Annotated in this window: 23 protein-coding genes; 7 read left to right on the forward strand and 16 right to left on the reverse strand. The window is 42.1% G+C overall.

Annotated elements, in window-relative coordinates:
* Nucleotides 1-78: 78 nt before the first annotated feature.
* The 8 genes from LD028_RS02535 to LD028_RS02570 form a co-directional block, all read right to left on the reverse strand.
* On the reverse strand, nt 79-2,475 hold the full coding sequence (locus tag LD028_RS02535; RefSeq protein WP_237810821.1) for a heavy metal translocating P-type ATPase: 2,397 nt from the start codon (nt 2,473-2,475) through the stop codon (nt 79-81).
* A 14-nt stretch (nt 2,476-2,489) separates the two neighbouring features.
* Nucleotides 2,490-2,801: a metal-sensing transcriptional repressor gene (locus LD028_RS02540; protein WP_077428523.1), complete on the reverse strand. Its 312-nt coding sequence runs from the start codon at nt 2,799-2,801 to the stop codon at nt 2,490-2,492.
* 102 nt (nt 2,802-2,903) lie between these two features.
* Nucleotides 2,904-3,101: an SHOCT domain-containing protein gene (locus LD028_RS02545; RefSeq protein WP_237810822.1), complete on the reverse strand. Its 198-nt coding sequence runs from the start codon at nt 3,099-3,101 to the stop codon at nt 2,904-2,906.
* A gap of 24 nt (nt 3,102-3,125) precedes the next feature.
* Nucleotides 3,126-3,854, reverse strand: coding sequence for an urease accessory protein UreH domain-containing protein (locus LD028_RS02550; RefSeq protein ID WP_237810823.1), 729 nt, complete (start codon nt 3,852-3,854; stop codon nt 3,126-3,128).
* A gap of 112 nt (nt 3,855-3,966) precedes the next feature.
* Nucleotides 3,967-4,941, reverse strand: a complete 975-nt coding sequence (locus LD028_RS02555) for a F510_1955 family glycosylhydrolase (protein WP_237810824.1) — start codon at nt 4,939-4,941, stop codon at nt 3,967-3,969.
* 57 nt (nt 4,942-4,998) lie between these two features.
* On the reverse strand, nt 4,999-5,553 hold the full coding sequence (locus LD028_RS02560) for a TVP38/TMEM64 family protein (protein ID WP_237810826.1): 555 nt from the start codon (nt 5,551-5,553) through the stop codon (nt 4,999-5,001).
* Nucleotides 5,554-5,564: 11 nt separating this feature from the next.
* The gene (locus LD028_RS02565; protein ID WP_237810827.1) at nt 5,565-6,236 is read right to left on the reverse strand and encodes a response regulator transcription factor; all 672 of its coding nucleotides are present in this window, start codon (nt 6,234-6,236) and stop codon (nt 5,565-5,567) included.
* Nucleotides 6,211-7,614: a sensor histidine kinase gene (locus LD028_RS02570; protein WP_237810828.1), complete on the reverse strand. Its 1,404-nt coding sequence runs from the start codon at nt 7,612-7,614 to the stop codon at nt 6,211-6,213. Before LD028_RS02570 ends, LD028_RS02565 begins: the two co-directional genes overlap by 26 nt.
* A 296-nt stretch (nt 7,615-7,910) precedes the next feature.
* Here LD028_RS02570 and LD028_RS02575 point away from each other — a divergent pair, with 296 nt between their 5' ends.
* Both LD028_RS02575 and LD028_RS02580 read left to right on the forward strand, forming a co-directional pair.
* On the forward strand, nt 7,911-8,327 hold the full coding sequence (locus LD028_RS02575) for a hypothetical protein (protein WP_237810829.1): 417 nt from the start codon (nt 7,911-7,913) through the stop codon (nt 8,325-8,327).
* A 29-nt stretch (nt 8,328-8,356) separates the two neighbouring features.
* Nucleotides 8,357-8,638: a hypothetical protein gene (locus LD028_RS02580; RefSeq protein ID WP_237810830.1), complete on the forward strand. Its 282-nt coding sequence runs from the start codon at nt 8,357-8,359 to the stop codon at nt 8,636-8,638.
* 30 nt (nt 8,639-8,668) lie between these two features.
* Here the strand turns inward: LD028_RS02580 and LD028_RS02585 are convergent, their stop codons facing one another.
* Genes LD028_RS02585 through LD028_RS02595 form a run of 3 tightly spaced genes read right to left on the reverse strand, consistent with a single transcriptional unit; the run spans nt 8,669 to nt 11,631 of the window.
* The gene (locus LD028_RS02585) at nt 8,669-10,156 is read right to left on the reverse strand and encodes a glycoside hydrolase family 32 protein (RefSeq protein ID WP_237810831.1); all 1,488 of its coding nucleotides are present in this window, start codon (nt 10,154-10,156) and stop codon (nt 8,669-8,671) included.
* Between the two features lie 22 nt (nt 10,157-10,178).
* The gene (locus tag LD028_RS02590) at nt 10,179-10,760 is read right to left on the reverse strand and encodes a Uma2 family endonuclease (protein WP_237810832.1); all 582 of its coding nucleotides are present in this window, start codon (nt 10,758-10,760) and stop codon (nt 10,179-10,181) included.
* A complete protein-coding gene (locus tag LD028_RS02595) occupies nt 10,753-11,631 on the reverse strand; it encodes an amidase (RefSeq protein ID WP_237810834.1) in 879 nt (292 codons plus the stop codon). Before LD028_RS02595 ends, LD028_RS02590 begins: the two co-directional genes overlap by 8 nt.
* A 112-nt stretch (nt 11,632-11,743) precedes the next feature.
* Between LD028_RS02595 and LD028_RS02600 the strand changes: the two genes are divergently transcribed.
* Complete coding sequence (locus tag LD028_RS02600) at nt 11,744-12,448, forward strand: polysaccharide deacetylase family protein (RefSeq protein ID WP_237810835.1); 705 nt, start codon at nt 11,744-11,746, stop codon at nt 12,446-12,448.
* Between the two features lie 84 nt (nt 12,449-12,532).
* Nucleotides 12,533-13,363 (forward strand): aldo/keto reductase, encoded by an 831-nt coding sequence (locus tag LD028_RS02605; RefSeq protein ID WP_077428535.1) that lies wholly within the window; start codon nt 12,533-12,535, stop codon nt 13,361-13,363.
* Between the two features lie 27 nt (nt 13,364-13,390).
* Here LD028_RS02605 and LD028_RS02610 read toward each other — a convergent pair whose 3' ends face one another.
* Nucleotides 13,391-14,533 (reverse strand): TIGR04053 family radical SAM/SPASM domain-containing protein, encoded by a 1,143-nt coding sequence (locus LD028_RS02610; RefSeq protein WP_237810836.1) that lies wholly within the window; start codon nt 14,531-14,533, stop codon nt 13,391-13,393.
* Nucleotides 14,534-14,680: 147 nt separating this feature from the next.
* Between LD028_RS02610 and LD028_RS02615 the strand changes: the two genes are divergently transcribed.
* Complete coding sequence (locus LD028_RS02615; RefSeq protein ID WP_237810837.1) at nt 14,681-15,241, forward strand: sugar O-acetyltransferase; 561 nt, start codon at nt 14,681-14,683, stop codon at nt 15,239-15,241.
* A gap of 28 nt (nt 15,242-15,269) precedes the next feature.
* Here the strand turns inward: LD028_RS02615 and LD028_RS02620 are convergent, their stop codons facing one another.
* On the reverse strand, nt 15,270-16,091 hold the full coding sequence (locus tag LD028_RS02620) for an undecaprenyl-diphosphate phosphatase (RefSeq protein WP_237810838.1): 822 nt from the start codon (nt 16,089-16,091) through the stop codon (nt 15,270-15,272).
* Nucleotides 16,092-16,246: 155 nt separating this feature from the next.
* Entirely contained in the window at nt 16,247-16,756 is a 510-nt protein-coding gene (locus LD028_RS02625) for a DoxX family protein (RefSeq protein WP_077428540.1), read from the reverse strand.
* A gap of 245 nt (nt 16,757-17,001) precedes the next feature.
* On the opposite strand from LD028_RS02625, the gene LD028_RS17995 reads away from it, so the two are divergent.
* Together LD028_RS17995 and katG are read left to right on the forward strand one after the other, a co-directional pair.
* Nucleotides 17,002-17,133 (forward strand): hypothetical protein, encoded by a 132-nt coding sequence (locus tag LD028_RS17995; protein WP_006319602.1) that lies wholly within the window; start codon nt 17,002-17,004, stop codon nt 17,131-17,133.
* Nucleotides 17,134-17,369: 236 nt separating this feature from the next.
* The gene (gene katG / locus LD028_RS02630) at nt 17,370-19,574 is read left to right on the forward strand and encodes a catalase/peroxidase HPI (protein ID WP_041638277.1); all 2,205 of its coding nucleotides are present in this window, start codon (nt 17,370-17,372) and stop codon (nt 19,572-19,574) included.
* A 35-nt stretch (nt 19,575-19,609) separates the two neighbouring features.
* On the opposite strand, the gene LD028_RS02635 is transcribed toward katG, so the two are convergent.
* A complete protein-coding gene (locus tag LD028_RS02635; protein WP_237810839.1) occupies nt 19,610-19,903 on the reverse strand; it encodes a nucleotidyltransferase domain-containing protein in 294 nt (97 codons plus the stop codon).
* Nucleotides 19,884-20,342: an HI0074 family nucleotidyltransferase substrate-binding subunit gene (locus LD028_RS02640; RefSeq protein WP_237810840.1), complete on the reverse strand. Its 459-nt coding sequence runs from the start codon at nt 20,340-20,342 to the stop codon at nt 19,884-19,886. The genes LD028_RS02635 and LD028_RS02640 overlap by 20 nt, the downstream gene beginning before the upstream one ends.
* Nucleotides 20,343-20,498: the final 156 nt, after the last annotated feature.

Genomic DNA, 20,498 nt, shown 5'->3' on the forward strand with positions numbered 1-20,498 from the left:
CACCCCTGCATCATACCAAGAGGGCTTTTTTCTTTCAAGTCCCCGAAAACCTTTCTAACAGGAATGCTCCTTAAATGTTTATATTTTCACGCGTTTCAAACGAAGCGCGTTTGTCACAACGGATACAGAGCTAAATGCCATCGCTGCCCCAGCGATCCATGGTTGTAATAACCCAGCCGCAGCGACTGGAATGCCAACGCTATTATAAAATAATGCCCAAAACAAGTTTTGCCGAATGTTGCGCATCGTTTGCCGACTCAGTTCAATCGCTTTTGGAATGTGCAGCAAATCGCCACCAACGAGCGTCACGTCCGCCGTTTCAATCGCGACATCCGCTCCTGTGCCAATCGCCATCCCAATATCCGCTTTCGCAAGAGCTGGAGCGTCATTAATGCCATCACCGACCATCGCCACTCGTTTCCCTTGCTTTTGCAATTCCTCGACGATGTTCGCTTTGTCTTCCGGAAGCACCTCTGCATAGACATGATCGATACCGACCTGTTTGGCGATCGCTTCGGCTGTTCGTTTGTTATCGCCTGTCACCATATACACATCGATGCCCATTTGTTTTAATGTCGCAATGGCTTGTTTCGATGTTTCTTTGATCGTATCGGCAACAGCGATCATTCCAGCAAGCTGTCCATCGATCGCAACAAGCATGACTGTTTTTCCTTCGCTTTCAAGCTTTATCATTTGTTCCTCATATTCTGCAATATCGACTGCACGTTCATTCATTAACTTGCGCGTACCGATGAGTACATGCTTTCCGTTTACCGTCGCTTCCACTCCATGACCAACGAGCGCTGAAAATTGCGTCAACGGTTGCGCGACGATTCCGTTTGCTTTTCCGTACGCCACAATCGCTTGCGCTAGCGGATGTTCGGAAGCGCTCTCGGCCGAAACGGCATAGTCGAGCATATGTTCTTGAAATGACAAAACATCTGTCACTTCTGGTTTTCCTTTTGTCACTGTTCCGGTTTTATCGAGTAAGACCGCGTTGATTTTATGCGTTCCTTCTAAATACTCACCTCCTTTAAAAAGAATGCCATGTTCTGCTCCTTTGCCTGCACCGACCATAATCGATGTCGGCGTTGCAAGACCGAGCGCACAAGGACACGCAATGACGAGAACGGCAATCGCCACTTCCAGCGCAGTTGGTAAATCATTTGGAGCCACAACGAAATACCAAATGAGAAATGCTAACACGGCAATTCCGACAACAATTGGAACGAAAATGCCGGAGATCGTATCCGCCATCCGCTGAATCGGAGCTTTCGACCCTTGCGCTTCTTCAACGATTTTAATGATATTGGCGAGTGCGGTATCTTTCCCGACTTTTTCTGCGCGAATGGTTAGTACCCCATTTGTATTAATGGTTGCCCCGATCACATAGTCGCCTTCCTTTTTATCCACCGGAATCGATTCACCGGTAATCATCGATTCGTCTACGGAGGATGCTCCGGCAATAACCGTACCGTCTACCGGGATTTTTTCTCCTGGCTTAACAAGGATCGTATCGCCGATTACCACTTCCTCGAGCGGAACTTTTCTTTCTTCCCCATGACGAATGACAGTAGCTTCCTTTGCCTGCAGGCTCAACAGCTTAGAAATGGCTTCTGTTGTTCGCCCTTTCGCAAGCGCCTCAAAGTATTTTCCGACAAGCACAAGCGTAATCAAGACGGCACTCGTTTCAAAATATAATCTTGGCATATATTCAGGATTCCCAAGCGTCCGAAAAGCTTCATACAAGCTGTAAACGTACGCGGCTGATGTGCCAAGCGCCACGAGGACGTCCATGTTCGCGCTCTTGTTTCGTAACGCCCGATACGCCCCGACATAGAAAGGACCGCCGATGTAAAACTGAACGGGTGTCGCTAAAAGAAGCTGGAACCACGGATTCATCAAGAGATGCGGCATCGGCAAGCCGATATGAAACGGCATATGGGCAACCATTGTATAAAGCAAAGGGAGCGATAAGATGATGGAAATGGCGAGTTGCCGCTGTTTTTGTTTAAGCCACTCTTCTTTCCGGCCAGCATCGTCTTGTTCTTCGTTTCGAATTTGCCCTTTGTACCCAAGCTTTTTGATTTTCTCTAAAATGGCTTCGACCGACGTTACGCCTTCTTTATATTCGACCACCGCACTATTTGTCGCTAAATTCACCGTAGCGCTTGTCACGCCCTCCATCCGATGTAACCCTTTTTCAATCCGTGTCGCACATGCGGCACATGTCATGCCTTCAATATCGAGCGTCACTTTTTCAGCCGCCACGCCATACCCTAACTTTTCAATTTTCGCTTCAATATCGGCAAGGCTATATTTATTCGGGTCGTATTGAACGGTCGCTTTTTCCATCGCTAAATTGACGGTCGCTTCCACGCCGTCCATTTTATTAAGCACTTTTTCAATGCGGGCAGAACAGGCGGCACATGTCATGCCAGTCACCTTCAGTGTCACGGTTCTTTGTTCATCCATCCACCTTTCCCCCCTTATTTTGAGAATTGCTTAATGACATCCATTAATTCACGAATCGATTCTTCTCCGCTTCCTTCGCGGATCGCTTTCGACACACAATGGCTGACATGGCGTTCTAACAAATTCAATCCGACTTTATTTAACGCGGCCGTAATCGCAGAAATTTGCACTAAAATATCGATGCAATACCGATTGTCTTCGACCATTTTTTGCACCCCGCGCACTTGTCCTTCAATGCGCTTCAAGCGCTTCATAATGCTTTCGATTTCCTGTTCCGTTCGTGGAACCATTTTTTTATCCATATTATGATCTTCGCAATGGTTCATGAAATATCACCTCTCTGGTTACATTATACCGGTAATGGGTATACAACACAACAAAAGAGATTGTTGACACATCGTTATCGTCAACAATTTTCCATCATTTATTCACATTTTTTTCGACAGCCGTTCAAACTCCTCTAAAGAAATCTCTCCTTTGGCTAATCGTATTTTCAAGATTTCCATCGGAGAGAGTTCTTCTTTACGATCATTGATAAAGCGATATAAGAGATAAAAACCAACGGCGATTAATACAACCCAAAATAACATCATCCCAACCATCATGAAAGAACCGCCAAACATCATTGAGTTCCCCTCCTTTTCCTAACTTTAAAACCAATAAGTGATCGTATCTAATATACCAAGTAAAACCATCACGATTCCGGCTGCCTTTTGAACAACCCCCCCTACCTGCCTTCCTTTTTTCATCAGAGTGCCGCTAAATCCTAAGTACCAAAGGACAAAGATAAAGAAAATAACAGGTACAGAAGTTCCAACGGCAAAGATGCTCGGTAATAGCACCCCATAAGACGTTGAATAGACGAGAGGCATGAGAGTGACAAAAAACAGCACAAACATCGTTGGACAAAAAGCTAACGAAAAGCCAAATCCCATGAAAAACGAACCGATTTTTCCTTTTCGCCATCTCTCAGGCACTTTGAACAAAGTAACGTTCCAATACATTTTAAAAAGCCCAAACAAATATAAGCCTACAAGAATGAGAATGGGACCAACGGGCTTTCTTAACCACGGAAAATACAATGTTAGCGTACTTTGAATCTCTTTCCCCATGAGCCAGACAATCAAGCCTAAACCGGAAAAAGCAACGATTTTACCGAAAATAAATAAAAGCAACTCTTTCCAAGCCATTCCTTTTTGCAAAGACTGATTACTGTATAACGTGATCACTCCTAAATTACTGGTGAGTTGGCACGGAGCCATCGCTCCCACGATACCAAGGAGAAAGGCTGACAAAATAGGAATCGCTGTCATGCTATTTGCCATATTAAGAAACGGTTGACTTAGAAAGTTACTGATTTGACTCAAGAACGAATACACCCTTCTTCTCACCTTCTTCTTTATCTGATGTATACATTGTAGCAGTGAATTTTGCAGAAATTGTGGAGCGGTATATTTCAGTAAGCAAAAAGACATGCACCCGCATGTCTTTTTATATTTTCCCTTTCGATGCTAGTTTTGTCCAGCTTGCACCGTTATTTTTTGTCATGAAAATATCCCCGTTCATCGTCGCAATCACTATTTCGTTGTCATTTGCTGGATTAGAAGTGATATACATGATATGATCCTTTTCATCCAATGCAGGAACGGAAAGAACTTCTTCTTGTTTTGTGTCTAGTGATTGTTTGATTAGGATCGGCTTATCGTTCTCTACAGCTGCAAATACAATGGATTTTTCTTGGAACGCAAACGTCGTCGTATTGATTTTTCGCGTGAACCGTTCAAACGTATTCCCATTATCTCTTGAAACAAAAATTCCTTCCGATGTACTAATTCCAACCATATTTTCATCCGTTGGGTGGGCAGCAATCGTTCCCGCTGCCGTTTGCGGCAAGCCGTCCAATTGACTTGGCGACCACGTTTTGCCGTCGTCTTTACTGTAAAATAGCCCTTGTCCGAGCGTTTTGTTTTCTTCTTGGTTCACGACATAAATCGTATGGCTTTTATAGCCTACTGCCATATAATGAAAATCAGATTCTTTATAAAACCCTAAGTTCATCAACGTTTGTCCATGATCAAGACTTTTTACAAGACCAAGCGGATTTCCTAAAGATGAACCTTCTTCCGGATGCCCTGATGAGTAAAAGCCGTCGTCTGTAGCCGAAAAGCCCATATAATCATGTTTATTGGAAGTCGTTTCATACCACTTATTATTTTGGTAAACAAGTAAACCTTCATGTGTAGCAAAGTAAATCGCATTTTGGTTGCCTGCATAACCAATTCCATGTAAATGTTCGAACTTTCCTTCTTTTTTTTCTTTAAAGAAAGGATTATTGGTAACAGATACATTCGATTTTGCTTGTTCTTTGCTTGTAATAAAGGCTTGCTCTTTTTCGTTGGATGATGAACAAGCGCTTAGAAGAAAAATGGCTGATGTCATGATGATCGCTTTCGTCATTTTTGTCATGATTGATTCTCCTTTGTATAAACGTAGATTTTGTATATGCAAGATGTAATGGGGCGTTTACGTCTTGTTCTGAACAACTTTTTTCCAAGTAAACAGAAATAAAAAAACAGCAAAAACAGTCGATATCACTTTCCCTTGCCATGTCCAATTCATCACTTGATACACCGAGTATGCTTCTAACAAAAGGGCTGGGAGCTTTCCAAGCGAGCTGGCGGCTGTAAAAAGAAGGAGCGACATGCTCCCGATCGCGGCAACGAACGTGACTATTCCTGATGGAATAAACGGAAGAAGACGCAAAGATACAACAAGCAAAAATGCTTCTTTTCCTTCTGCCGCAAGCAAACGTTTGACTTTCGGATAGGAAAGCCATTTCGTTTCCGAAAGTTTCCGAAAACCTTTTCGATACAACAGAAACGAAACAATCGCGCCAACCGCTTCCCCTACAAACGATAAAAAGGTGCCTTTCCAAAAGCCAAATACCACCAAATTAGCTGCAGTGAGAAATACGCTCGGTACAACGCCTAAAATACTGATCACGATATTGATTGCAATACTAATGAGATAAGCAACGCTTTCATATGTATGAAACAGTGTAATGAGCCTCTCTTCCATTTCTTTTTACCTTATCCCCCCCATTTATATCCTACACCCCAAACGGTCTGCAAACATTCATCGATTGGAAAACCAACTTGACGGAGCTTTTCGCGAATATTTTTCACATGCGAATCGATTGTCCGTTCTTCTGTATTGGCGTTATACCCCCATAATGTAACGATGATCTGTTCTCGGCTAAATACTTGGTTTGGATGTGTGAGAAAAAGACCTAAAATGGCAAACTCTTTTGGGGTGAGAAAAATATCGTGCCCATCATAGTGGACTTTATGCTGCTCTTCATCCCAAACTAAGCCGTTAAACTCGAGTTTCGTTTGTTTTCCGACCGAACGGCGCAATACCGCCTCAATCCGAGCGAGCAATTCGGATTCGTCAAACGGTTTTGTAATATAATCATCCGCGCCAATTTTTAGTCCTTGAACAACATCTGTCGTTGCATCCCGTGCAGTAACCATAATGATCGGAACGTTTGAAAACTCCCGTATTTGTTGGCACGTTTCCCATCCGTCCATCTCTGGCATCATCACATCCAGCAACACAAGGTCCGCTTTATTATTTTCTAAATAGCGAATCGCCGCTACTCCTGACTCGCATTTCACACAACGGTACCCGTTTGGGATCAAATACAACTCTAGTAAATCCAACATTCGTTTTTCATCATCCACTAGTAATATCGTGTACATGTTCATCCCCCTTCGGTAACGTAATAACTATCTTTGTCCCTTTTCCGAATTGGCTCGTGGCGGAAATCGAACCGCCGTGCGCTTCGACAATTTCTTTCACAATCGCCAAGCCTAATCCCGTCCCTCCACCTGTTCTCGATCTTGATTTATCCACCCTATAAAATCGTTCAAAAATATGCGGCAAATCTGCTTCGGGAATTCCTATTCCTTCGTCGGAAATCATGATCATCACGTTCTTTTTCTTCATTTTTACGTCAATGGAAACGGTAGAACCTTGGTGAGAATATTTTAACGCATTGTCCAAAAGATTCATCATCACTTGCTCAAACCGCTGTTGGTCGATATGGACGGTGATGTTTTCCTCGCAGCGGTAGACAAGAGCCATATTTTTCGTCTGAAAAGCAGGATACATCTTCTCGTATATTTTTTTAAAAAAAAGACATAGTGGAGTTGGCTCTTTCTCGATTTGAAACGAATGTTGATCCATTTTCGCGAGTTCAAACAAATTTTTCACTAATTTTTGCATATGCTCTGCTTCTTCATAAATAATGGACAAATATTTTGCTCGTTCTTCCTCGGCGATGTTCGGTCTGCGCGCAATGTCGGCATATCCTTTCACATAAGTAAGCGGAGTGCGCAACTCGTGTGAAATACTCGCTAAAAATTCATTTCGTTCTTTCTTTAAATATTCCAAATCGGTCGCAAGGGTTTGAATCGCTTTTCCGAGCTGTGCTAACTCATCTTCTCCTTTTACTTGCAAACGAACTGAAAAGTCCCCCTTGCTTAGTTTCTCAGTCGCTTGTTTCATTCGAACGAGCGGAATCGTAATCACCCTCGATAAAAAAAAAATCGTCAAAATCGTCAAAAAGACAGAAAGAATGCCGACAACGAGAAAATGGTGTTTTAATTTGGCAATCATGTTTTGAATGGAAGCCGTCCGCTGAAACATATAGACATGTCCTTTTGCTTTGCCGTCCATCCGAATCGGGCTGGCGGTGGCGATATACGATTCATTTTTCCAGTTGCTTTGCACGACCATTCCGCTATGTGGAATGTGGCGGACATCCACAGACGGAATAAGTTTTTTCGCAAACGGCAAAATATGATCAGAAAAATACAACATATTCCCTTTCGCATCGGTAATGACGACATCCGTTTCCGCTTCCGACTCCATCATGACGACATGTTCTAACGTGGAAGGGTGATAGCTTTTTTCCAATACATCCCGGTGATTGTTTCCTCTTGCCAGCAACTGCTCAAATTCTTCATTAATCCTCGCGTTCACAAGTGTCACGTATAACGACGCAAATAATACCGCTTCGATTCCTAGTACAAAGACAAAAAACAATAGCCCTAACTTAAACGAAAGTTTTCGCACAAAAATTCCTTCCTTACTGGCGTTTTTCTTCATTATAGCAAAAAAAATATGGAGAAAATGTGGAGGGACGATATGCACCTGTGGAGTTGTGATAGTGGACTAGCATGATCGCTCCGATATTTGCATCGAGTATTTCTATATTTATCCAACATTTTTTTAGATTAAACATCGCTTTCTTGATTTTGCAAAATTTCAATTCCTTCTGCCTCTATAAACTTCTTCTCACATTTTCTTTGTTCAAAAAACTAGTCGATCATGATAAAATATTATCCAATTAGGAAGATGGAGGAAATCAAATGCATAAAAATATGTGGATGTTTCTTTTTACAATCGTTGGAATATCACTCTTTTACTTCATCCAAAAAGATGATGATATCATAACAAAAGCGAACGTAATTATTTATACCGATGGAAAAACATCATCTGAAAAAGAAATAACAGACCTAAAAACATTACAATCATTACAGCGCGTATTTACAAAAATTGAATGGAATCGATATATAGAAGTGAAAATGGTTAGACAAGAAGATGCCGAGCTCATTATGTTCAGACAAGTGAAACAACATATGCCTGAAAAAACGCTCCAGTACAGAATATGGTTCGAACATGCAGACGTTGGGGCAACGATAATAAGCAGTGATCCAGAAGAAAACATAGGTACGTTAAACAAAAATGATGCAGAAACATTAGAGGACATCATATATCAAAAATAACAAAGGGGCGGAGAGGGGAAAAACAGAGAATGGAAACACTAGTCACGATATGTTTGGAAATGTTGGGTGGATTGTTAGATTTTTTATTGTTAGGCCAGTTTAGTTACCTCAGCGCAAAACGAGGATTGAAACATATGCAAGCAACAAAAGTCATTGAAACACAAAAAACGTTCGATCGAAACACTGTAAAGCGTTTGTTAAAAGATCCGAGCATTTCTACCTATTTATTTTCAAAAACAAACTACAAAACACTTTTACATGATAAAGATATACAAAAACAGTTTAACGAAGCGATCAGCAAATATGTATAAATCGCCCACGACAAAGGTGGGCGATTCGTTTTATTCCTCACCCCAAATATCTTGCAACGTCCATGCCTCAACAGAAAGCACGGTCAATTTTCCACCCTCTGCAAATAATTTGATTCTTTGGCTCGTTTCAGAAGGATATATTCTCCCTGTCATGACAAGTCGCCCGTCGTTGACAAATAGTTCAACAGAAGAACGGTCAATGAAGAAATGAAACGTGACGACGTCTCCTTTCTTATCCAATACAGCGCGACGAATACCGCCCTCTCCTTTTCCGGAACGGTTTCGGTCAAACGTCACGATGGAGTCTTTCACATCATAGCGGAACATCGTTTCTTCGCTTCCGTCTTCTGAACAACGCACTTTGACACCAAATGCGTTCCCATGAAAATCACCTAAGGAAAAACGAACAAGCAACTCAAGTCGGTCACCTTTCATCGGCAACGCATATGTTCCCTCATTTACTGAAATCGATTCCAGACGCATATGTTCTTCGCGCAATAATTGTAATTCCGGCACTGGCTTCATCAACAGTTTCTCATCATCCGTCAATTCCAACAGACGCGGAATCGTTAACGCCCCTGCCCATCCGTGTTGTTGCGTCGGCATTTGTGACTCCCACATATCCATCCAGCCGAACAAAATACGTCGCCCTCGTTCATCTTCAAACGTTTGCGCGGCATAAAAATCAAACCCTTTGTCGAGTTCCTCAAACGCTCCGTGCGCTAGTTTTCCCGTTTCATAATCAAGCGTACCAACAACATAACCTGTTTGATGAAGGTTTTGAAAGCGATCGCCTTCTGGTTCGATTCCTTGCGGTGAGAACAACAAAATATCTTTGCCGTTCACATGAAAGACGTCTGGGCACTCCCACATATAGCCTAAACGACCATCGCTCTCCGCAAGAATGTTTACATATTCCCAATGGCGTAAATCTTTCGACTTGTATAAAACGACTTTTCCGTTATTCCCCTCTCTTGTCCCAAGCACCATATACCAGTCGTCGCCACGTTTCCACACTTTCGGATCGCGAATATGCCCTTGGCAGTCAAATGGTGGCTCAGAAAGCACCGGATTTTTCGGGTCTTTTTCAAAATGGATGCCATCTTTGCTTGTTGCAATACATTGATATTGTTTCAGTTCTGTTTGTTCTTCATTTAGCCAAACGTTTCCTGTGTAAATGAGTGTCAGGACACCATTATTATTGACTGCGCTTCCAGAGAAACAACCGCCTTCGTCGTACCACTCACTCGGTGCAAGCGCAATCGGTGCACGCTCCCAATGCACAAGGTCTTTACTTTTCACATGCCCCCAATGCATCGGCCCCCACTTTGGACTGTCGGGATGGAACTGATAAAATACATGGTACTCTCCATTCCATTGAATCAATCCGTTTGGATCATTCATCCAGTTTACCGGCGCCATAATATGGTATGCTAAGCGATACGTGCTGTCCATTTTTTCTTTTGCCTGTTGTACTCGTCTTTCTGCTTCATAAATGTGCTTCGTGTGTTTCGACATACATTTTCCCCTTCCTCTTTGTTTATATATCAAGAAATGAAAAAATATCATGTGTAGAGAACTGTATATTTGGAAACAAAGTTGAGACAAAATGATCGTTTTGCGCATCATATACTTCTTCTAGTTGCAAACGATCGTTATAAAGGACATATTTTTCAATCGTCTGATGCTGATAATCAACAATCCAATATTCCTTTACCTCTGCTTTTTCATAGTAATAACGCTTTAATAATCGGTCATTTCTTGCAGTGCTTGGAGAAAGAACTTCGACAACAAGGTCTGGGGCGCCATAACAACGCTTATTGCGCAGTTTCTCTTTCTCACAAACAACCGAGATGTCCGGTAACACCGTGACATTTTCTTTTCCTTTTTGCTCATCTTGGAAAAGAAACACAACTTGCAAATTGCTTCCAAACACAAAACAAGGGCTACCTTTTAACGCGAATGTGATTTCCCCAACTACATTCGCTACAACCCCCTCATGCTCGTATGAGGCTGGAGCCATGAGCACAGGAACACCTTCGTACAACTCCATTCGTCGTTCTCCGACAAGCTCAAAAAACTCCGCAAGCGTATACAGCTGTTTTTCTTCACGCTCACTCATCCATCTCACCTTCACTGGTTTTTCCGTTCCTATTCATCCATTGCTCGACATGATGCACAGCGATGCCAGCAAAGTTTTTTGTTCGTGCGTAGTACTTCTGAACAATCGCCAATTGCTCGTTCATGTACGCCTCGTCTTCTTCAAAAAACGAAACGCTATCCCCTTCGTCAACTTGTCCTGTTTCAACACCTACAACAATTTGTTTTTCGTACTTTTTAGCTATTTGCATTTCTTTTTTTACAATGTTAATGATTTTCTCCGCTTCATCGCGATACGCCATGATCGTCACACCGTCCGCATGTGCAATCACCCATTCCGCTAAGTTCGTACTGCCGTATGATACTTCATCAAACCAAAACGGAATATCGACTTCAAAACGTAACGATCGTTCTTTCGCAAGTTCATGTGCTCGTTGTAACAACGTTTGATATGAAGCGACCGCCTCTTTTTCATTCGTTCGCCACCATGCGTGCAAATACGGCTCAACATCTAAGTGTACACCGAAAAACTTTTCATTCTTCTCGGCAACGCTTTCATATTGGTCAAACCATCGAAATAAACGTTCTAGTTCTTCTCCGTTTTCAATCCAATTTGGGGCGCCATCGAGCGCATACACACGAATTCCTTTTTCAGTTGCCCGACGGACAAATTGGCGATACGTATCGACGGGGACCTCAACATCGATTTGGACGTATACATCGCTTATTTGCTTTTTTTCTAAAAATGACAAGACACGATCTTCATTTTCCACAAGCAACCATGGATTCCAAAGCCATGTTGCGCGCACTAGTTGTTTTTCTTGTGCGAACAAACATACTCCTCCTGCAACGAGTACAATTAAAAATGTCATGATACCAACTACTTTTCTCAATTTACATCCCTTCCCGCATATCGACTATTTTTATTTTACTATGTTTTGCGTAGAAAAGAGAATGACACAACAACTTTTTTCACATCATATATAAAAAAAGTGGGGATGAAAAATGAACGTACTTTTCTTATTTTTATCTTTCTTACTTACTGCATCAACACCTGTACATCGAACGAATGATGATATCGTTTGGAGCGTTCCGACAAATGAAAAAATGGTTGCCATTACATTTGACGATGGACCAGACATACTATACACTCCTGACATTTTAGCGATTTTAAAACAATATGATGCGAAAGCGACTTTTTTCGTCGTCGGATTTCGCGCGGAAAAGTATCCTGACATGATTAAACGTCAAATGAACGAAGGGCATGAGATCGCCAATCATACATATAAACATATCGATTTTCGTGGAAAATCAAAACAAACGATTGAGGAAGAAATAAAAAAAGGAGGCGATGTACTGTATCACATTACCGGAAAACGCCCGACGTTATTTCGTCCCCCGCTCGGCTACTACAATAAGCAGATCATTGACACCGCCAAACAACAGGGATATACCGTTGTAATGTGGTCAAAACATCAAGACACGTATGACTGGCAAAATCCTGGAACAAGACGAATTGTCCGCCGTGTCGTTGAACATATTCAGCCTGGACAAATTATTTTATTTCATGACCACGGAAGCGGTAGCCGAAAACAAACTGTTCAAGCATTAAAAGAAATTTTACCGATTTTAAAAGAAAAAGGATATATATTTGTTACTGTTTCCGAGCTGTTAAAACACCATCCAAACTATCGCGATTTGAATTTGTAGCTCCTTCCATATGAGCATATGTTTTGCATTTGTAGACAATCCATCTCATAATAAAAGGGACAAATATTGGAAAGGAGCATGGAGATGAACAGTTTACAAGATGCCGCGATGTTACATAACGGTGTCCGTATGCCTTGGCTTGGTTTAGGGGTCTATAAAGTGCAAGAAGGCGACGAAGTCATTCGCTCTGTTCGCACAGCGCTTGAAGTCGGTTATCGTCACATTGATACCGCTGCATTTTACCAGAACGAAGAAGGTGTCGGTCAAGCGATTCGCGAATCAGGTATTCCTCGCGACGAAATTTTTGTCACAACGAAAGTATGGAACTCCGATCAAGGATATGAATCAACGTTAAAAGCGTTTGATACAAGTTTAAAAAAGCTCGGGTTCGATTATATCGATTTGTATTTAGTGCATTGGCCTGTTAAAGGAAAATATAAAGAAACGTACAAAGCGCTTGAAAAGTTATATAAAGACGGTTTTGTGCGCGCGATCGGAGTGAGCAACTTCCAAATTCATCATTTAGAAGACATCCTTGCCGATTGCGAGATTAAACCGATGGTTAATCAAGTGGAGTTTCATCCACGTTTAACACAAAAGCCACTTCTTTCCTTTTGTAAACAACACGACATCCAACTCGAGGCGTGGTCACCACTTATGCGTGGCGGCGATTTGTTGAACGAGCCAACGCTTGTCAACATTGCGCAAAAATATGGCAAAACATCGGCTCAAGTTATTTTACGTTGGGACTTACAACACGAAGTCGTCACCATTCCGAAGTCTGTCACACCTGAACGCATCGCACAAAACGCAAACATTTTTGACTTTACTTTAACAAAAGAAGAAATGGATGCGATTGACGCGCTAAACGAAAACCACCGCATCGGTCCAGATCCGGATAACTTTGATTTTTAATATACATAAACCCGAACAGCGTCCGCATTAAGCGAACACCGTTCGGGTTTTTTCTCTTCTCATCCCTAAAGGAACGTATACGCAAAACGGTTCACTTTCCATATAATCTCCCGTGACCGCATATGCCCGAGCACGCGATCCGCCACAAACGTAACGAAATTCACAAATGCCACATTTCCCTTTATATAAATCTGGCTGGCGCAACTGTTTCATCACTTCCGATTCGCGATAAATGTGCGATAACGGTTGCTCGCGCACATTGCCGCATACGATCGGAAGTAAACCACTTGGCATGACATCTCCTGTATGGGAGACGAAAACGAAACCGTTGCCGTCATTGACACCTTTTGGCGCTCGTTTTAATCCATCAATCATCGAAGCATGGTCAGTCGTAATCGCATGCTCATAACGAATATCCCCTGCATCAATGCGTTTTTCACGCATTTTTTGTTGAATGACAACACGACGATAATGTTGCGCCGCTGTCGTTTTAATATCATACGGTGCTGTTTTACTCAATTCATACAACCAACGAAACACTTCTTCATGCTCGGTTGGAGTAATGCAATCATTCATTTGCCCACGACCAGTTGGTACGAGTAAAAAGATATACCACATCACCGCCTTTAACTCCGCAACTAATTTCGCCATTTGTTCTAAATGATCGTAGTTATAACGCGAAATGACCGTGTTGATTTGCAGTGGCATATGTAACTCGTTCAAATAACGAATATTTTCAATTGTTAAATCAAACGAACCCGATGTACCACGAAATCGGTCATGGATGTCGGCCGTCGGTCCATCTAAACTAAACGCCCAGCGCGACAATCCGATCTCTTTTGCTTTTTTCATTTTTTCTTTCGTTACATTCGGGGTTGCGCTTGGTGTAATGGAAACACGCATTCCTTTTTTTATCGCATACTCAGCAAGATCAAACAAATCTTCGCGCATCATACAGTCCCCGCCCGTAAACACAAGCATCGGATTGTTCATGTCATATATGTCATCAATTAATCGAAGCCCTTCTTCATATGTTAGTTCGCGCGGATCGGGGAACGGTTGAGCATCGGCACGACAATGGACACATTTTAACTGACACGCTCTCGTCACTTCCCAAATGACAATAAACGGATTTTCGTTATAATCGATCGCACGCGCATGTTTATGCATCTCTCATCACCAACTTTTTGTGTTATTGTTCACATTCATTATAGACTTCGTATTGCATCATGCACTCACGCGTTTTTGACGATTTTTTTAAACATAGCGCTTTGCTATGGTACAATGAAAACAGGAAAATAAAGGAGTTGAAAAAAGATGAAATCAGAAAAAGAAAAAATGGTAAGTGGTCAATTGTATCGGGCTACCGATCCAGAGTTAGTGAAAGAACGAGAACATGCTCGTCGCTTAACAAGGCTATTTAATCAAACGTTAGAAACAGAACATGAACGACGCATTTCTTTATTAAAAGAACTATTTGGCTCAACAGGTCAAAACGTATATGTTGAACCCCCTTTTTATTGCGACTACGGATACAACATTCATGTCGGGGAAAATTTTTTTGCGAATTTTAATTGCGTTTTTTTAGATGTATGTGACATTCGTATCGGGGACAACTGTCTCATTGGTCCCGGCGTTCATATTTATACGGCAACGCACCCCATTGATCCAATCGAAAGAGCGTCCGGTTTAGAATACGGAAAACCAGTAACGATCGGCGATCATGTATGGATTGGTGGCGGAGCAATCATTAATCCGGGCGTAAACATCGGAAATAACGTTGTCATCGCTTCAGGAGCTGTTGTCACAAAAGATGTTCCTGATTACGTAGTCGTCGGAGGCAATCCGGCAAAAATTATTAAAAAACTGAACGAATAAAAGGCTCCCGTGCAAAGGAGCCTTTTATTTATGCAAAATAAACGACATAAATGACCGCCGCAAGTACGATGCGATAAATCGCGAACGGAACGAGACGCACGCGGTTAATTAAACGTAAGAAAAAGCGAATAGCTAACAATGCAAAAACAAAAGCACTAATAAAACCAACAACGAAAAATGGTAACGCATCAAACGTGATGTACTCCCAGTTTTTCAACAACGAAATGGCGCTTGCTCCTGCCATAATTGGCACTGCCATAATAAATGTAAAATCAGCTGCAGCACGATGGCTCATGCCAACAAGTACGCCACCTGAAATGGTCGAACCTGAACGCGAAAACCCAGGCCAAAGCGATAAACATTGAACAAGACCGACAATAAACGCCTGCTTATACGTAATGTCATCTACAGTTTGTGCTACTGTTCGTTTTCCGAAACGATCCGCTGCGATCATCAACAAAGCTCCAAGCACGAGCCCAATAAGCACCGTTTTTGTGGAAAATAAATGTTCATCAATATAGTCTTCAAATAAAACCCCCAACACTCCAGCAGGCAAAAGACCAACGAAAATGTGCATCAGCGTCAAGCGTGGTCCTTTTCTCACTTCACCTTTTCGTAAATAAAGCAACTCAAAAAATTTATCTTTAAACACAACAACCGCAGCTAAAACTGAACCGAGCTGGATGACGACTTTAAACGTATTCGCCCCATACTTTCCTAAAAACTCGCTCGATTTTAGCCACATGTCATCAACAATAATCATATGGCCTGTCGATGAAACAGGTGCAAACTCTGTCGCTCCTTCCACTAGCCCTAAAATGAGCGCTTTAATTAGCTCTATGATATGCATGTATGTCCATCCTTTCTTGTTTGGTTAAATATGTATAATCCCTTACAGGCGCCTACTCTATTGTACTACAAACATTTTCATTGTACTACTTACATGCGAAAATTACTTAAAACAAGAAAAAAACGGCCACGCACAAAGGTGCGTATGGCCGTCTTTTAAGAAGTCGATGCTATTTTTCGTTTATTCTGATATTCACTCACATATCTGCGAAGATACGGAATTACCCATCGATCAATCCCAAACTTTCCTGCATTCGCTCCTGCAACAAGAATGAAAAATGTTAATAAAACCATTTGTGGGTTTGTACTTGTTGTACCTGAAAACATAAATGCGAAATTCATTACAGCTCCCATCAGAGCAGCAAATGTTGTAAACACACCTAAAAGTAACGCAATGCCGACAAGCACCTCTCCCCATGGTACGAGAAAGTTAAAAAATCCAACATTTGGCAACGCTACATGTTCAATAAAGGATGCCCACCATCCTTGTACTGCTGGATGCTCCCCTGTTGCTTTACCAAGCGCTCCTTTTAAAAATCCTGTCGCATCAAATCCCCCTGTTACCTTATGCCATCCTGCCATAAACCATTCATAACCGAGATACAAACGAAACACTGTCAAAACGGCCGCTGCGCTTACATGCTCACGTAACCATTTTACTACCATGTTTCATCTCTCCTTATTTATTATTTTTATTACATCTTTATCATACCACTTTTTTAATTACGAAAATTGTTTTTGCTCAACATTTCACATTATGTTCAAGAACATTTGACTATATTGTTACGAAAATATATTGAAAGCAACTATTGCCTGAATATAAAAAATAATTATATAACAGTTATTGATTTTTTAAATCTGTTATAATACAATGTAACTAACAAAAGAAACGTGCGAAAGGGGTTTTGTTTATGGATATGTATACGAAAGCTTACCAAAGATACGTTGAAAAATGTCGTGAGTTCGGCATTGAAGCAATTGATTTAATCGAATTTATTCGCAATTTGACAACTGAACAAGTCCAACATATGATCCAGAGTTAAAGATTGGAGTGAAACGATGAACGGAGATACGGATGTAAACGTATAAATCCCCCATTTTATTCTGTAAACAGAATGAAATGGGGGATTTTTATAATTTTTTGATAAAAATATTTTTTATACTTTACTATTAAATATTAATTTAGTATAATTCTAATGTACTAATCATTATCACTTCATTGTGTATACAACTGAGAGACAATTCATTTTATTCATATGCTAGAAAGGGGAATAAAAGAATGGAAAACAAAAACGAACACGTATCCAAATGCCCATTCCATGGGAGCGTGACAAGTCATGCTTCAAACAAAACAACAAACAAAGACTGGTGGCCAAATCAACTAAACTTAAACATCCTTCATCAACATGACCGAAAAACGAACCCACATGACGAAACGTTCGATTATACGGAAGAGTTTCAAAAACTTGACTATTGGGCGTTAAAAGAAGATTTGCGCAAACTGATGACGACAAGCCAAGATTGGTGGCCTGCCGACTACGGCCATTACGGACCGCTATTTATCCGCATGGCTTGGCATTCGGCAGGAACGTATCGCATCGGTGACGGACGAGGTGGAGCATCAACAGGCACGCAACGTTTTGCCCCGTTGAACAGCTGGCCGGACAATGCGAATTTAGATAAAGCACGTCGCCTGCTGTGGCCGATTAAACAGAAGTATGGCAATAAAATTTCGTGGGCGGACTTAATCGTATTAGCTGGCAACGTAGCCATTGAGTCGATGGGTGGAAAAACGATCGGGTTTGGCGCTGGCCGTGAAGACGTATGGCATCCAGAGGAAGACATTTATTGGGGTGCGGAAAAAGAATGGCTCGCTTCGGAACGTTATACAGGCGATCGCGAGTTAGAAAATCCGCTTGCTGCTGTGCAAATGGGACTCATTTACGTCAATCCAGAAGGTCCGGACGGTAATCCAGATCCGCTCGCAGCCGCACGTGACATTCGTGAGACGTTTAAACGAATGGGCATGAACGATGAAGAAACGGTAGCGCTGATCGCAGGCGGTCATACGTTTGGTAAAGCGCACGGAGCTGGCGATGCATCGCATGTCGGTCCGGAGCCAGAAGCCGCTCCAATCGAAGCACAAGGATTAGGTTGGATCAGCTCATACGGAAAAGGAAAAGGACGCGATACGATTACAAGTGGCCTAGAAGGCGCTTGGACACCTACACCTACAAAATGGGATAACAGCTATTTACAATTGCTTTTTGAATACGAATGGAAGCTAACAAAAAGTCCAGCTGGTGCGTATCAATGGGAAGCAGTGAACTTAAAAGAAGAACATCTCGCTCCAGATGTCGAAGATGCGAACAAGAAAGTGCCACCGATGATGCTGACGACCGATTTAGCGTTACGGTTCGACCCAGCATATGAAAAAATTGCTCGCCGCTTTTATGAACATCCTGAAGAATTTGCTGATGCGTTTGCACGCGCATGGTTTAAACTTATTCATCGCGACATGGGGCCGAAAACGAGATATCTCGGTCCAGAAGTACCGAAAGAAGATTTCATTTGGCAAGACCCGATTCCAGCAGTCGACGTGGAATTAACTGATGCAGAAATCGAAGACATCAAAACGCGCATTTTGCAATCAGGACTAACAGTGAGCGAGCTTGTAAAAACAGCTTGGGCGTCCGCTAGCACATTCCGCAACTCCGATAAGCGCGGCGGCGCAAACGGTGCGCGTATTCGACTCGCTCCGCAAAAAGATTGGGAAGTAAACGAACCAGAGCGACTTGCTAAAGTGCTTTCCGTTTACGAAGATATTCAACGTGAGCTTCCGAAAAAAGTGAGCCTTGCCGATTTAATCGTACTTGGCGGTAGCGCCGCTGTCGAGAAAGCTGCACGCGACGCTGGTTTTGACGTTCGTGTACCGTTTATGCCTGGACGAGGCGACGCAACCGAAGAACAAACCGATGTCGAAAGCTTTGCCGTATTAGAACCGGTTGCGGACGGATTCCGTAACTACCAAAAGAAAAAATACAGCGTCACGCCTGAGGAGCTGCTTGTCGACAAAGCGCAGTTGCTTGGCTTAACCGCTCCAGAAATGACTGTATTAGTTGGTGGATTGCGCGTGTTAGGGGCAACGTATCGCAATCTTCCTCACGGCGTATTCACAGACCGTATCGGCGTGCTAACGAACGATTTCTTCGTCCACCTCGTCGACATGAACTATGAATGGGTACCAAAAGAAGACGGCTTGTACGACATTCGCGACCGGAAAACAGGAGAAGTTCGTTGGACTGCCACACGTGTCGACTTAGTGTTCGGTTCGAACTCCATTCTCCGTTCGTACGCCGAATTTTACGCCCAAGACGACAACAAAGAAAAATTCGTCCACGACTTTATCAAGGCTTGGGTAAAAGTGATGAACGCTGACCGCTTTGACCTGCGGAAAAAAACAAAAGCATCCGTTACAGTGTAAACGAAAAAGCAGGCGGACGATTGTCCCCTGCTTGTTTATTTCTCATAAATAACGACTCCGTAACGCTTAATTTGCTGTGCGATTTCTTTGTTCAACGAGTCAGCAAACAACACATCAAACGAATAAATGCCAACGATTTCATCAATCGCATCGATGACTTTCCACTTTTGCTTTCCTATATAATCGATGCACAAGTCAATATCGGAGTTGTAGCGCGCCGTTCCTTTCGCCCGCGAACCGAATAAAATAACTCGTCGGATCTCTTCTTCACTTTGAAAATATGCCATTAAGCGTTCAAATACGGTTTGGTTAATTCCATATGTTTTCACGATCAATCACTTCTTCTTTTATTTTTTGCAACAACGCCTCGATTGGCTGGACATATTCATCAACAATTTTTTGCTTAATTTGTTCATAATCTTCTTCGTTATATACATGTGCCGTTGCATTACGCGAACTTAACATATCGTTCCATATGTCAATATGTTCAATCCACCCTTCTTTAAAAGCCTGCCGATAGCACGCCCTCGGACTGTGTAATTCTAACCCAGAAGCTTTAAAAATTTTCGACAACAACTTCCAAAGTTGATCTTCGAGAATTTCATATTTCTTTACGATTGAGTCCCGATATACTTCTTTCATTAACTCATCTTCCGCTGGAATTTGCTTAGAGGCAGCAATAACATTTTTCAAATGAAGCAATAAGCGAAACGCATATTGATAGGATAAAACAATCGATTCTTTGTAGTTCTCCAATGAATGGCTCACATATATACACCCCTTTCCGCGTATTTTTATTATCGTGTACTACCTCTTCTGCTTTTTTCTTAGCTTCCGATCTCCCCACCACGTCTCTATACCTAGAAAAACACCTGGAAAGCCTAATACAACAAGAACGAATCCAAGTACTCAGTCAAATGAGCC

This window comes from Anoxybacillus sp. LAT27, assembly GCF_022030075.1.
Classification (GTDB): domain Bacteria; phylum Bacillota; class Bacilli; order Bacillales; family Anoxybacillaceae; genus Anoxybacillus; species Anoxybacillus kestanbolensis.